This window comes from Sorangium sp. KYC3313, from assembly GCF_052075895.1.
Taxonomy (GTDB): Bacteria; Myxococcota_A; Polyangia; order Polyangiales; family Polyangiaceae; genus Sorangium; species Sorangium cellulosum_B.
This window is the reverse complement of the sequence record NZ_CP197255.1, coordinates 5,376,146-5,389,769: the sequence shown is the minus strand read 5'-3', so window position 1 is coordinate 5,389,769 and position 13,624 is coordinate 5,376,146. Positions and strand designations below refer to the sequence as shown.

The window sequence follows — 13,624 nt, the reverse complement described above, 5'->3', positions numbered from 1 at the left end:
CCTGGCACGGAGGTTGATACCGCCGCTCCCCATGGATGCCGAAACCCTCTCTCGGCCGTGTCCCGCCACCGGGCCGCACGTCGCGCCTGGCTGCCTCGCCCTGCCGCTGCCCGATCGCCCGCTGCCCGGACGAGGCGGGCAGCGCGCCGTTCGCGCCCGGATCCACGGAGCGCGCGGGAGGCGCCGTGCGCGCGCGTGATCTCGGCGTCGCGCCTGGCATCTTCGATCCGGGCCCGCTGAACGCGATCACCGACGTGGGCGGCGTGCGCGTCGGGCACGCCACGGTGATCGAGGGAGACGCGATCCGCACCGGCGTCACCGCCGTGTTCCCCCACGGGGGGAACCTCTACCTCGACCGCGTCCCCGGGGCGATCCACGTGGGCAACGGGTTTGGCAAGCTCGTCGGCGCGACCCAGGTCCGCGAGCTGGGTGAGCTGGAGACTCCCATTCTCCTCACGACCACGCTTTGCGTGTTCCGGGCCGCCGACGCGCTCGTCGAATGGATGCTGGCTCAGCCGGGCATGGAGGAGGTGCGCTCGCTCAACCCGGTCGTCGGCGAGACCAACGACGGCGTGCTCAACGCGGTCCGGCTCCGCCCGATCACCGCCGAGCACGTGCGCGCGGCGCTCGGCTCGGCGCGGGAGGGGCCCACGCCGGAGGGGTGCGTCGGCGCGGGCACGGGCACCGTCGCGTTCGGATGGAAGGGGGGGATCGGCACCGCCTCGCGGGCGCTGCCGGCGTCGCTCGGCGGGGCCTGCGTCGGCGTGCTCGTCCAGTCGAACTTCGGCGGCGTGCTGCAGGTGATGGGGGCGCCCGTCGGCGAGGAGCTCGGCCGGTACGCTTTCCGGTCGCAGGTCGAGGCGGCGGCGGGGGACGGCTCCATCCTCATCCTCGTCGCGACGGACGCGCCGCTGTCGGATCGCAACCTCGGGCGACTCGCTGCCCGCGCGATCCTGGGCCTCGCGCGCACCGGATCCTCCGGCGCGAACGGCTCGGGGGACTATGCGATCGCCTTCTCGACGAGCGCCTCGGTGCGGCGCCGCTCCGGCGCGAAGCGGCTCGCGATCAGGGAGCTCTCGAACCAGGAGACGTCCGCCCTCTTTCAGGCCGTGATCGAGGCGACGGAGGAGGCCATCTACAACTCGCTCTTCACGGCCGAGACCACCACGGGGAGCGGCCGCACCGTGGACGCCATTCCGCTGGATCGCGTCCGTGAGGTGCTGTCGAGGCACGGCGTCCAGCGGCCGTCCGGCCGCTCCCGCCCTGCATAAGCACGAGACCGCCGCGGGCGGGCCGGCGCGAGAGCTCGCCGCCGTTTCCCGTGGCGCAGCGAGGTGCTTTTGGCAACATCACGAATGGACCGGGTGCCTCGGAGGCCGATCCGGCTTTGGACATCCTCCCTGTATGACCGACAGTCCACGTTACCGCGTGCTCGGGGTGCTGCACCAGGGTGCGGACACGATCCTCTACCGCGCGCGGCGCGAGGAGGACGGCCGGCCGGTGGTGCTCAAGGCCCTGCGGCGCGACCACGCGAGCCCCCGCGCCCTCGGCAGGCTCCAGCATGAGCTCGAGGTCGCCAGGGCGCTGAAGTCGCCCGTCGTCGTCAAGGCCTACGGGATCGAGCCGTTCCGCGACCAGGTGACGCTGGTCCTCGAGGACTTCGGCGGCCGCTCGCTCGACCGGTTCATCGATGGGCCGATGCGCGGGATGTCGATCGAGCGCTTCTTCCCGCTCGCCCTCCGCCTCGCCGGCGCGCTCGCCGAGCTCCACCGGCACCACGTCATCCACAAGGACATCAAGCCCCAGAATCTCCTCTACAACCCCGACACCGGCGAGGTGAAGATCACCGATCTCGGCATCGCCTCCCTCTCCCCCCGCGGCGCCCAGGTGCTCGCGCACGACGGGCTCATCGAGGGCACGCTCGCCTACATGGCCCCGGAGCAGACCGGCCGCATGAACCGCCGCGTCGACGAGCGGACCGACCTGTACTCCCTCGGCGTCACCTTCTACGAGATGCTGACTGGCACCCTGCCCTTCCACGCCAGCGACCCCGTCGCGTGGGTCTATTGCCACATCGCCCAGGCGCCGCGGCCGCCCCACGCGCTCGTCCCCTCCATTCCACTCCAGCTCTCCGCCGTCGTCCTCAAGCTGCTCTCCAAGGCCGCCGAGGAGCGTTACCAGAGCGCCCTCGGCCTGCGCCACGACCTCGACACGTGCTTTTCCCGGCTGCGCCAGGGCGGCGCCATCGACGCCTTCCCGCTCGGACTGCGCGACGTCTCCGACCGGTTCCAGGTCCCTCAGCGCCTCTACGGCCGCGAGCGCGAGATCGAGGCGCTGCGCGCCGCGTTCGTGCGCGTCGTCGCGGGCGGCCGGCCAGAGCTCGTGCTCGTCTCGGGCTACTCGGGCATCGGCAAGTCCTCGCTCGTCGCCGAGCTGCGCGGGCCCGTCCTGCGCGAGCGCGGCTCCTTCCTCTGCGGCAAGTTCGATCAGCTCAAGCGCGACGTCCCCTACCGCCCCCTCCTTCACGCCTTCCGGGACCTCGTGCAGGAGATCCTCGGCGCGAGCGAGCAGCACGTCGAGCGCTGGAAAGAGCGCCTCCGCGAGGCTCTCGGCCAGAACGGCAGGCTGCTCACCGACATGCTGCCGGAGATCGAGCGCCTCCTCGGCCCGCAGCCGCCCGTGCCCGAGCTCCCGCCCGCCGAGGCCCAGAGCCGGCTGCTCGCCACGCTCCAGCGCTTCGTCGCCGCCTGCGCCCGGAAGGAGCACCCCGTCGCCCTCTTCCTCGACGACCTGCAATGGGCCGACCCCGGTAGCCTCCTGCTCCTCGAGCAGCTCGCCACCCTCGCCGGCGACGCGCACCTCCTGCTGATCGGCGCTTATCGCGACAACGAGGTCGGCCCCGCGCACCCGCTCCGGCTCACCCTCACCGAGGTGCAGAAGCGCGGCGCCGCCGTCGGCGACATCGTCCTCGAGCCGCTCTCCGTCTCCCACGTCGGGGCGCTCGTCGCCGAGACGGTCCGCACACCGGAAGCGCAGGTCGAGCCGCTCTCACGGCTGGTTTACGAGAAGACCGGCGGCAACCCCTTCTTCGTTCTCCAGTTCCTCATCGCCCTGCACGACGAGGGGCTCATCACCTTCGACGCCGACGAGGGCGCATGGCGGTGGGACATCGCCGCCATCCGCGACAAGGGCTTCACCGACAACGTCGTCGAGCTGATGGTCGGCAAGCTCAATCGGCTCTCGGTCCCGACGCGCGACGCGCTCAAGCTCGCCGCCTGCCTCGGCGGCAGCCTGACCCTCGACACCCTCGCGGTGGTCGCAAGGCGGCCGGCGGAGGAGCTCCGCGAGGCGCTCGAGGAGGCCGCGCGGGAAGGGCTGCTGCTCCGACGGGACAGCGCCTATCGCTTCCTCCACGACCGGGTGCAGCAGGCCGCCTATTCGCTCATCCCGCCCGGGCAGCTCGCCGAGGTGCACCTCCGGATCGGCCAGCTGCTCTTGAAGGGGCGGAGGCCGGACGAGCGCGAGGACACGCTGTTCGAGATCGTGGGCCACCTCAACCGCGGCGCCGCGCTCCTCTGCTCCCAGGCCGAGCGCGACGAGCTCGCCGCCCTCAACCTCCGCGCCGGCAGGAAGGCCAAGGCCGCCGCCGCCTACCAGTCCGCCGCCGCACTCTTCGCCGCCGGCATGGCCCTCCTCGCGCTAGATCCCCGCGAGCGCTGGGAGACCCGGTACGATCTGGCCTATCCCCTGAGCCTCGAGCGCGCGCACGCCGCCTACGCCACCGGCAGCGTCGAGGAGGCCGAGCGCCTGCTCGAGGAGCTCCTGGAGCACGCGAGGAACGAGCTCGATCGCGCCGCGGTCGTCGAGCTCGCCGTAAGCTTCTATCAGACCCGAGGGCGCTCCGACCACGCCGTCGACCTCGCGCTCGCGTGGCTCCGCGCCCGGGATATCGATCTTCCACTCCACCCCACCGACGCACAGGTCAGGGAGGAGACCGAGAGCCTCTGGCAAGCCCTCGGCGATCGGGCGATCGAGGACCTCATCCGCCTGCCCCCCATGGAGCATCCGGAGTGCAAGGTCGTCATGGCCGTGCTGCAAAGCGTGGCCAGCCCCGCGATCTTCGTGGACCAGGACCTGCATTACCTCATCGTCCTGCGCCAGGTGAAGCTCGGCCTGCGCTACGGCAACGCGGAGAGCTCCGCCCACGCGTACGCGGCCTTCGCGCGGATGTTCGGCCCGCGGTTCGGGCGATACCGCGAGGCCTACAAGTTCGCAAAGCTCGGCTACGACCTCGCGGACAGGAGCGATCTCCTCACCGTGAAGGCGCTGGTATTCACCCTCTTCGGACAGCAAGTCGTCTTCTGGACACGCCACTACCGGGAGACGTACCCCTACACGCGCGCCGGGTTCAGCGCCGCGGTCGAGTCCGGCGATATGCGCACGGCGTGCTTCAACTGCATCTGGGCTCCGCTGTTCCCGCTGCTCGCCGGCGAGCCGCTGGAGGACGTCCTCCACGAGGTCGAGGAGCGCAGCCGCTTCGTGCGCAAGGCCGGTTACGCGTTCGCCTACGGCGTCCTGGCCAGCGCCCACGCCGTCATCCAGACGCTGCGCGGGAGGCCGGTCCGCTTCTCCACGCTCGACGGCTCCGAGCTGGATCCGCCGGCCTTCGAGGCGCGGCTCGACGAGGGGGATATGCGGGGCGTCCGCGGCCTCCATTTCAGCATGAAGGCCCAGGCGCTCTTCGTCCTCGGCTCTTACGGAGAGGCGCTCGCCGCGGCGACGCGCGTGATCGTCGACCACCCCTTCAGGAGCGAGCCCTACGCGCTCATCGCCGAGAACTGCTATGTTCACGCGCTCTCGCTCGCGGCGCTCGTCGACGCCGAGGGTGGCGCGCCCGAGCCGCCCAAGCCGCACGAAGCGCGGCGGTCGCCGGCGCAGGAGCTCCCCGAGGGCCTCCTCGACAGCGAGCGGCAGCTCGGCGCGTGGGCCGCGAGCGGCCCCGACAACTTCCTCCACAAACACACGCTGGTCCGCGCCGAGATCGCCCGGCTCCTCGGGCACGAGCCCGAGGCCATCCGGCTCTACGAGCAGGCCATCTCCTCGGCGCGGGAGAACGGCTTCGTCCAGCACGAGGCCATCGCCAGCGAGCTCGCCGCCCGGTTCTACCGCGATCGCGGCCTGTCCACGCCCGCCGACGCCTACCTGCGGGACGCCCGCGCCGCCTACTTCCGCTGGGGCGCCCACGCCAAGGTCGAGCAGCTCGACCAGCGGTATCCCTTCCTCGTCGAGCGAAAGCCGATCGCACCCACCGTCACCTTCGCCGTCCGCGCCGAGCAGTTCGACGTCCTCTCCGTCGTCAAGGCCTCTCAGGGCATCTCCGGAGAGCTCAAGCTCCCGCGCCTGCTCGAGATGCTCCTGCGCATCGTGGTCGAGCACGCGGGCGCCGGAGAGGGGGTCGTGCTCCTGGTCCGGGAAGAGCGCCTGTCGGCGGCGGCGGCGATCGCGACGTCCAGGGGTGCGGCGCGGCTGCTCGACGCGGGCGAGGCCCTGGCGGCGCTGCCGCAATCCATCCTCAACTATGTCCTCCGCAGCCACGAGCGCGTGCTGCTCGACGACGCGACGGCCAGGCACCCGTTCTCGGAGGACGAGTATTTCGGCCGCAAGAGGCCGAGATCGGTGCTGTGCCTCCCGATCATGCGGCAGGCCCGGCTGGTCGGCGTGCTCTACCTGGAGAACGGGCTCGTGACCGGGGCGTTCACCCCCGGGCGGCTCACCGTGCTCGAGCTGCTCACCTCGCAGTCGGCCATCTCGCTCGAGAACGCCATGCTCTATGCCGATATCGAGCAGGAGAACGCCGAGCGGCGCCGGGCGGAGCAGGCGCTGAAGGCCAACCAGGTGACGCTCCAGGCCATCGTCGACAACTCCGCCGCGGCCATCTTCCTCAAGGATCGCGACGGCCGGTATTTGCTCGCCAACCGCCACGCAGGGAGCGTCGCCGGCGTGCCGAGCCATGAGCTCCTCGGAAAGACCGACGCCGAGCTCTATCGAGGTGCGGACGCCGAGGTCCTCCGAGACAACGACCGGCGGGTGCTCGAGGCGGGCGAGGCGCTGGAGTTCGAGGAGGAGGTGATGATGGAGGACGGGCCGCACACCTACCTGTCGCTCAAGTTCCCGCTCGGCGAGAGCGTCATGCCCGGCGTGGTCTGCGGCATCTGCACCGACATCACCGAGCGCAAGCGCGCCGAGCTCGCCGAGCGCTTCCTCGCCGACGCGAGCCGCAAGCTCATGGCCCTCGGCTACGGCGCCACCCTCGACAGCGTCGCGCAGCTCGCGTTGCCGGCGATGGCCGACCGGTGCGTCATCGACGTCGACCTCGCCCAGGACGCCCCGGGGCGGGTGGTCACCGCGGGGATGCCGGCCGAGCTCGCAGGCGCGGTGACGGACGCGCTGCGGCCTCTGGCAGCGACGTCGCCGGACCGGCCCGAGATAGGCGACGTCCGCGCCGCACCTCTCCTAGAGCCGCTCGGCGTTCACTCCTTCCTCCGCGTCCCGCTCCTCGCGCGCGACCGGCGCTTCGGCGTCATGACCCTGCTGGCGGCCGCGCCACGGCACCGTTACGGCCCTGCCGACCTGTGGTTGGCCCAGGAGCTGGCGAGCCGCGCCGCGCTCGCCCTCGACAACAGCCGCCTGTTCGCCGAGGCCCAGGTGGCGATCGAGCGCCGCGACGAGTTCCTCCTCGTCGCCTCGCACGAGCTCAAGACCCCGCTCACCTCGCTCACGATGCAGGCTCACCTCCTCGCCCGGCTCCTGCCCCGCCTCCAGCGCGGGGAGGTCGCTCCGGAGCGCATCGACGCCGCGATCCAGCTCCTCAACCGCCAGATCGCGCGCCTCGCCCACCTGGTCAACGAGCTGCTCGACGTCACCCGCCTCAACGCCGGCCAGCTGACCCTCGCGCGCGCGCTCGTCGATCTGGCGGCCCTGGCGCGCGAGGTCGTCGAGCGGATGCGCCAGCAGCTCACCGACGCCCGCTGCCGCACCCAGCTCGATCTGGACGAGCCCGTGATGGGACACTGGGATCCGTCTCGCATGGAACAGGTCCTCATCAACCTCCTGTCCAACGCGATCAAGTACGGCGCGGGAGGCCTCATTCACGTCATCGTGCGCCGCGAGGGCGCTCGTGCTGTGCTCGTCGTCCGCGATCATGGCATGGGCATCGCGGAGACCGACCAGGCCAGGATCTTCGAGCGCTTCGAGCGCGCCGTCTCCGTCCGCAACTTCGGCGGCCTCGGCCTCGGCCTCTACATCGTTCGGTGGATCGTCACCTCCCACGGCGGCACCATCCGCGTCGAGAGCAGGCCGGGCGCGGGCGCCGCGTTCATCGTCGAGCTGCCTTTGCGCCCGCCGGAGGCCGAGACGGAAGGCCACGGCACCTTTCTCCCGCCGGCGTGAGCGTTCACCGGGGGCCGAAGCCGGCGCAGCTCCGCGCCGTTTGCTCGTGACGGGTCGCAGCGCCTTTGGCAATGTACCAAGTTGAACCGCAGCAAGGCGCTGACGTCCCGGATTCAAAGATTCTCCTATGCCCCATAGTCCACGTTATCGCGTGCTGGAGGTGCTGCACCAGGGTGCGGACACGATCCTCTACCGCGCGCGGCGCGAGGAGGACGGCCGGCCGGTGGTGCTCAAGGCCCTGCGGCGCGACCACGCGAGCCCCCGCGCCCTCGGCAGGCTCCAGCACGAGCTCGAGGTCGCGACGGCGCTCGCTTCGCCGGTCGTCGCCAGGGCCTACGGGATCGAGCCGTTCCGCGACCAGGTGACGCTGGTCCTCGAGGACTTCGGCGGCCGCTCGCTCGACCGGCTGCTCGATGGTGACGGGCCGATGCGCCCGATGCGCGGAATGTCGATCGAGCGCTTCTTCCCGCTCGCCCTCCGCCTCGCCGACGCGCTCGCCGAGCTCCACCGGCACCACGTCATCCACAAGGACATCAAGCCCCAGAATCTCCTCTACAACCCCGACACCGGCGAGGTGAAGATCACCGATCTCGGCATCGCCTCCCTCTCCCCCCGCGGCGCCCAGGTGCTCGCGCACGACGGGCTCATCGAGGGCACGCTCGCCTACATGGCCCCGGAGCAGACCGGCCGCATGAACCGCCGCGTCGACGAGCGGACCGACCTGTACTCCCTCGGCGTCACCTTCTACGAGATGCTGACTGGCACCCTGCCCTTCCACGCCAGCGACCCCGTCGCGTGGGTCTATTGCCACATCGCCCAGGCGCCGCGGCCGCCCCACGCGCTCGTCCCCTCCATTCCACTCCAGCTCTCCGCCGTCGTCCTCAAGCTGCTCTCCAAGGCCGCCGAGGAGCGTTACCAGAGCGCCCTCGGCCTGCGCCACGACCTCGACTCGTGCTTTTCCCGGCTGCGCCAGGGCGGCGCCATCGACGCCTTCCCGCTCGGACTGCGCGACGTCTCCGACCGGTTCCAGGTCCCTCAGCGCCTCTACGGCCGCGAGCGCGAGATCGAGGCGCTGCGCGCCGCGTTCGCGCGCGTCGTCGCGGGCGGCCGGCCAGAGCTCGTGCTCGTCTCGGGCTACTCGGGCATCGGCAAGTCCTCGCTCGTCGCCGAGCTGCGCGGGCCCGTCCTGCGCGAGCGCGGCTCCTTCCTCTGCGGCAAGTTCGATCAGCTCAAGCGCGACGTCCCCTACCGCCCCCTCCTTCACGCCTTCCGGGACCTCGTGCAGGAGATCCTCGGCGCGAGCGAGCAGCACGTCGAGCGCTGGAGAGAGCGCCTCCGCGAGGCTCTCGGCCAGAACGGCAGGCTGCTCACCGACATGCTGCCGGAGATCGAGCGCCTCCTCGGCCCGCAGCCGCCCGTGCCCGAGCTCCCGCCCGCCGAAGCCCAGAGCCGGCTGCTCGCCACGCTCCAGCGCTTCATCGCCGCCTGCGCCCGGAAGGAGCACCCCGTCGCCCTCTTCCTCGACGACCTGCAATGGGCCGACCCCGGCAGCCTCCTCTTGCTCGAACAGCTCGCCACCCTCGCCGGCGACGCGCACCTCCTGCTGATCGGCGCTTATCGCGACAACGAGGTCGGCCCCGCGCACCCGCTCCGGCTCACCCTCGCCGAGGTGCAGAAGCGCGGCGCCGCCGTCGGCGACATCGTCCTCGAGCCGCTCTCCCTCGCCCACGTCGGGGCCCTCGTCGCCGAGACGGTCCGCACACCGGAAGCGCAGGTCGAGCCGCTCTCACGGCTGGTTTACGAGAAGACCGGCGGCAACCCCTTCTTCGTTCTCCAGTTCCTCATCGCCCTGCACGACGAGGGGCTCATCACCTTCGACGCCGACGAGGGCGCATGGCGGTGGGACATCGCCGCCATCCGCGACAAGGGCTTCACCGACAACGTCGTCGAGCTGATGGTCGGCAAGCTCAATCGGCTCTCGGTCCCGACGCGCGACGCGCTCAAGCTCGCCGCCTGCCTCGGCGGCAGCCTGACCCTCGACACCCTCGCGGTGGTCGCAAGGCGGCCGGCCGAGGCCCTGCGCACGGCGCTCGAGGAGGCCGTGCGGGAGGGGCTGCTGCTCCGACGGGACAGCGCCTATCGCTTCCTCCACGACCGGGTGCAGCAGGCCGCCTATTCGCTCATCCCGCCCGGGCAGCTCGCCGAGGTGCACCTCCGGATCGGTCAGCTGCTCTTGAAGGCACGGCGCGCCGATGACCGCGAGGACACGCTGTTCGAGATCGTGGGCCACCTCAACCGCGGCGCCGCGCTCCTCTGCTCCCAGGCCGAGCGCGACGAGCTCGCCGCCCTCAACCTCCGCGCCGGCAGGAAGGCCAAGGCCGCCGCCGCCTACCAGTCCGCCGCCGCACTCTTCGCCGCCGGCATGGCCCTCCTCGCGGACGAGCCCCAGGAACGCTGGGAGACGCAGTACGCGCTGACCCACGCCCTGAGCTTCGAGCGAGCGCGCTGCGCGTACATCCTCGGCAGCTTCGATGAGGCCGAGCGGCTGCTCGAGGAGCTCACGGATCGCTCGATGACCAAGATCGAGAGGGCCGCCGTCGTCGAGCTCGCCGTCGCCTTTCACGTGACCCGCGGGCAGAGCGCCCGCGCCGTGGAGCTTGGTCTCTCCTTCCTGCGCTCTTACGACATCCATCTGCCAACCCACCTCACCGACGCGCGGATCGACGAAGAGACCGAGAGCGTATGGAAGGCCCTGGGCGACCGGGCGATCGAGGGCCTCATCCACCTGCCCCCCATGACGCACCCGGAGATCAAGATCGCGATGAGCATCTTGAAGAGCGTGTCCGTCGCTGCGTATTTCGTGGACCAGAACCTGCATCACCTGGTCCTCGAGCGCATGGTCACGCTCAGCCTCCTCCATGGCAACGCCGAGAGCTCCGCCCATGCGTACACCGCCTTCGGGCGGGTGCTCGGCCCGCGGTTCGGGAGATACAAGGAGGCTTACCTGTTCGGCAAGCTCGGCTACGACCTCGCGGAGAGGAGCGAGCACCTCACCACGAAGCCCACCGTGTTCTTCCTGTTCGGGCAGCTGACCGTCTTCTGGACGCGCCATTACAGAGAGACCTACCCCTACAATCGCCTCGGCTTCAACGCCGCCGTGGAGTGCGGCGATTTGAACAACGCATGTTACCATTGCGTCTGGGCGTCGGTGTTCCCCCTGCTCTGCGGGGAGGCGCTGGAGGACGTCCTCCACCTGACCGAGGAGCGCCTCGGCTTCGTGCGCAAGGCCGGCTACGCGTTCATCCATGGCATCCTCCTCAGCGTCCGGCACCTCATCCAGACGCTGCGCGGGAGGCCGGTCCATTACGCGATGCTGGATGGCTCCGAGCTGGATCAGGAGGCCTTCGAGGCGCGGCTGCCTCCGGGATCCTCGTACGGAGCTCATAGCTTGTATTACAGCCTGAAGGCGCAGGCGCTGTTCCTCCTCGGCTCTCCCGAGGAGGCGCTCGCGGCGTCGACCCGTGTCGTCGTCGATTACGACTGGAGGATGGACGCGTGCGCCGAGATCCCCGAGACCTTCTATGTTCACGCGCTCGCGCTCGCCGCGGCGTTCGACGACGCGCGCGACGCGGCGACCTCGCCAGAGCGGGAGCTCCCCGAAGGGCTCCTCGCGTGCGAGCGGCAACTCGGCGTGTGGGCCGCGAGCTGCCCCGACAACTACCTCCACAAACACACGCTGGTCCGCGCCGAGATCGCCCGGCTCCTCGGGCGAGAGCCCGAGGCCATCCGGCTCTACGAGCAAGCCATCTCGTCGGCGCAAGAGGGCGGCTTCGTCCAGCACGAGGCCATCGCCTGCGAGCTCGCCGCCCGCTTCTACCTCGACCGCGGCCTGTCCACGCCCGCCGTCGCCCACCTGCAGCGGGCGCGGGCCGCCTACTTCCGCTGGGGCGCCCACGCCAAGGTCGAGCAGCTCGACCAGCGGTATCCCTCCCTCGTCGAGCGAAAGCCGATCGCCCCCACCGTCACCTTCGCCGTCCGCGCCGAGCAGTTCGACGTCCTCTCCGTCGTCAAGGCCTCTCAGGGCATCTCCGGTGAGCTCAAGCTCCCCCGCCTGCTCGAGACGCTCCTGCGCATCGTGGTCGAGCACGCGGGCGCCGCAGAGGGGGTTGCGCTCCTGGTCCGGGAAGATCGCGTGTCGACCGCGGCGGCGATCACCGCGTCCGGCGGCGCCGCGCGGCTGCTCGACGCGGGCGAGGCCCTGGCGGCGCTGCCGCAATCCATCCTCAACTATGTCCTTCGCAGCCACGAGCGCGTGCTGCTCGACGACGCCTCCGGGCGGCACCCGTTCTCGGAAGACGAGCATTTCGGCCGCAAGAGGCCGAGGTCGGTGCTGTGCCTCCCGATCGTGCGGCAAACGCGGCTGCTCGGCCTGCTCTACCTCGAGAACAACCTCGTCACCGGCGCGTTCACCCCAGGGCGGCTCACCGTGCTCGAGCTGCTCGCCTCGCAGTCGGCCATCTCGCTCGAGAACGCCATGCTCTACACCGATATCGAGCAGGAGAACGCCGAGCGGCGCCGGGCGGAGCGCGAGCTCCGCGAGAGCCAGGCCACGCTGCAGGCCATCGTCGACAACTCCGCCGCAGCCATCTTCCTCAAGGATCGCGAAGGTCGGTATCTGCGCGTCAACCGCCAGGCGAGCGACGTCGCCGCCCTGCCGAGCCATGAGCTCCTCGGAAAGACCGACGCCGAGCTCTTGCCTGCTGCGCTCGCCGAGATCATCGGCGATCACGATCGGCGAGTGCTCGACTCGGGCGAGCCGCTCGAGTTCGAGGAAGAGGTGATGATGGAGGACGGGCCGCGCACCTTCCTCTCGGTCAAGTTCCCGCTCGGCGAGGAGGTCATGCCCGGCGTGCTGTGCGGCATCTCCACCGACATCACCGAGCGCAAGCGCGCCGAGCTCGCCGAGCGCTTCCTCGCCGACGCGAGCCGCAAGCTCATGGCCCTCGGCTACGGCGCCACCCTCGACAGCGTGGCGCAGCTCGCCGTGCCCGAGCTGGCCGACCGGTGCGTCATCGACGTCGACCTCGCCCAGGACGCCCCGGGGCGGACGGTCACCGCGGGCGTGCCGGCCGAGCTCGCGGGCGCAGTGATGGACGCGCTGCGGCCCCTCGCAGCGACCTCGCCGGACCGCCCCGAGGTGGGCGACGTCCGCGCCGCGCCCCTCCTCGAGCCGCTCGGCGTTCACTCCTTCCTCCGCGTCCCGCTCCTCGCGCGCGACCGGCGCTTCGGCGTCATGACCCTGCTGGCGACCGCGCCACGGCGCCGCTACGGCCCCGCCGACCTGTGGGTCGCCGAGGAGCTCGGGCTCCGTGCGGCGCTCGCCCTCGACAACAGCCGCCTGTTCGCCGAGGCCCAGGTGGCGATCGAGCGCCGCGACGAGTTCCTCCTCGTCGCCTCGCACGAGCTCAAGACCCCGCTCACCTCGCTCACGATGCAGGCTCACCTGCTCGCCCGGCTCCTGCCTCGCTTCCAGCGCGCCGAGGTCGCTCCCGAGCGCATCGACGCCGCGCTCCAGGTCCTCGATCGCCAGATCGCGCGCCTCGCCCACCTGGTCAACGAGCTGCTCGACGTCACCCGCCTCAACGCCGGCCAGCTGACCCTCGCGCGCGCGCCCGTCGATCTGGCCGCCCTGACGCGTGAGGCCGTCGAGCGAATGAGGCAGCAGTTCGCGAACGCCCGCTGCCGCATCCAGCTCGATCTGGACGACCCCGTGGTGGGCAACTGGGATGCTTCTCGCGTGGAGCAAGTCGTCATCAACCTCCTGTCCAACGCGCTCAAGTACGGCGCAGGCGCCCCCATTCACGTCGTCGTGCGCGGCCTGGAAGGCCGCGCGCTGCTCGTCGTCCGCGATCACGGCATCGGGATCGCCGAGGCCGATCAGGCCAGGATCTTCGAGCGCTTCGAGCGCGCCGTCTCCGTCCGCAACTTCGGCGGCCTGGGACTCGGCCTCTACATCGTCCGGTGGATCGTCACCTCCCACGGCGGCACCATCCGCGTCGAGAGCGCGCCGGGCGCGGGCGCTGCCTTCATCGTCGAGCTGCCTTTGCATGCGGCGGAGGCAGAGACGGAAGGCCACGGCACCTTTCTCCCGCCGGCGTGAGCGTTCACCGGGGGC

The 13,624-nt window shown here is 71.0% G+C and carries 3 protein-coding genes; all 3 read left to right on the top strand.

Annotated elements, in window-relative coordinates:
• The first annotated feature begins 185 nt into the window (after positions 1 to 185).
• The 3 genes from ACSRUE_RS21080 (at position 186) to ACSRUE_RS21070 (ending at position 13,609) form a co-directional block, all read left to right on the top strand.
• On the top strand, positions 186 to 1,271 hold the full coding sequence (locus ACSRUE_RS21080) for a DmpA family aminopeptidase (RefSeq protein WP_441293110.1): 1,086 nt from the start codon (positions 186 to 188) through the stop codon (positions 1,269 to 1,271).
• Between the two features lie 133 nt (positions 1,272 to 1,404).
• Positions 1,405 to 7,449 carry an AAA family ATPase gene (locus ACSRUE_RS21075; RefSeq protein WP_441292549.1) on the top strand — a complete coding sequence of 2,015 codons (6,045 nt, stop codon included), beginning with the start codon at positions 1,405 to 1,407 and terminating at the stop codon, positions 7,447 to 7,449.
• 127 nt (positions 7,450 to 7,576) lie between these two features.
• On the top strand, positions 7,577 to 13,609 hold the full coding sequence (locus tag ACSRUE_RS21070; protein WP_441292548.1) for an AAA family ATPase: 6,033 nt from the start codon (positions 7,577 to 7,579) through the stop codon (positions 13,607 to 13,609).
• Positions 13,610 to 13,624 lie beyond the last annotated feature (15 nt).

Bases quoted from the DNA above. Each gene is read 5' to 3' on its own strand.
- ACSRUE_RS21075 (WP_441292549.1), top strand. From the start codon at position 1,405: ATGACCGACAGTCCACGTTACCGCGTGCTCGGGGTGCTGCACCAGGGT.
- ACSRUE_RS21070 (WP_441292548.1), top strand. From the start codon at position 7,577: ATGCCCCATAGTCCACGTTATCGCGTGCTGGAGGTGCTGCACCAGGGT.